Source organism: Thermococcus sp., from assembly GCF_027063845.1.
Lineage (GTDB): Archaea > Methanobacteriota_B > Thermococci > Thermococcales > Thermococcaceae > Thermococcus.
Map to the genome: position 1 here is coordinate 1 of NZ_JAMOQU010000063.1, position 1,041 is coordinate 1,041.

The 1,041-nt window shown below is 55.1% G+C and carries 2 protein-coding genes; one reads left to right on the forward strand and one right to left on the reverse strand.

Features of this window, described 5'->3' with window-relative positions; translation table 11 throughout:
• The coding region (locus tag MVO87_RS04140; protein WP_297552315.1) for a PHP domain-containing protein at positions 1-608 on the reverse strand (608 nt) is incomplete at its 3' end.
• Between the two features lie 119 nt (positions 609-727).
• Between MVO87_RS04140 and MVO87_RS04145 the strand changes: the two genes are divergently transcribed.
• On the forward strand, positions 728-1,041 hold a 314-nt coding region (locus MVO87_RS04145; RefSeq protein ID WP_297552316.1), incomplete at its 3' end, for a cobalamin B12-binding domain-containing protein.

The following is a 1,041-nucleotide window of genomic DNA, read 5'->3' on the forward strand; positions in this document are numbered from 1 at the left end:
CCGGCTTTTCGGAAGACCGCCACGCTCCAGCCGACGTTTCCAACTTTTTCCGGCCTGTGGGCATCGCTGGCGAAGGTCAGCTTAACGCCCCTCTTTATGCACTCCCTCACGAACTCCAAATCAGGAACACGGTAGCGGGAGCTTATCTCAAAGGCCTTACCATTTTCCTCGGCGAGCGTTATGAGCTCCAAAAGGTCCTCCCACGGGGGGTAGCCAATGTAGGGGAAGCTCGCCCCGAAGTGGCCTATTACATCGACGTTCTCGTCGAGGAGGGCAATCCTGACGAGCTCGACGTACTGCTCCGGTCTATCAACCCACTCGTGAACGCTCGCTATCACGAAGTCGAGCTTTTTAGCCATCCAGTCCGGCACGTCAACGCCGTTGGGGGTTATGTTGCCCTCGATTCCCGCCAAAACCGTTATCTCGCTCTCCTCGCTCCAGCGCCTTATCTCGCTAAGGTATGCGTTGAAGTTGCCCCTCAGGAGGTAGTGACTGTGGTCCGTTATTGCAACGAGCGAGAGACCCTTTCGCTCGGCCTCTGCGATGTTCTCGAAGACTTCCCCAAGGCCGTCTGAGTGGAGCGTGTGGGTGTGTGAATCGTGAATCATGTTCAAGGCTATTCTGGGGCTTTAAAAAAGCTTGTGGACAAAAAATCCAACGTAAAGCTAAACCTTGAGTTTTGACAACCTTTAAATACGACAAGGGAGAAACCTACCCGGTGGTGTCAATGGTCGAGCGCTCAAAGGTTCGCGTCGTCATAGCGAAGCCCGGTCTTGACGGTCACGACAGGGGAGCCAAGGTTGTGGCGAGAGCCCTGAAGGAGGCAGGATACGAGGTTATCTACACGGGAATCAGGCAGACCCCCGAGCAGATAGTCGAGACGGTCATTCAGGAAGATGCCGCCGTCCTTGGGATAAGCATCCTCTCCGGTGCGCACATGGTCCTTATTCCGAAGATTATCAAGCTCCTTGAGGAAAGGGGCATAAAGCCGAACGAGGACATCGTAATCTTCGCCGGCGGAATAATCCCGCCCGACGACGC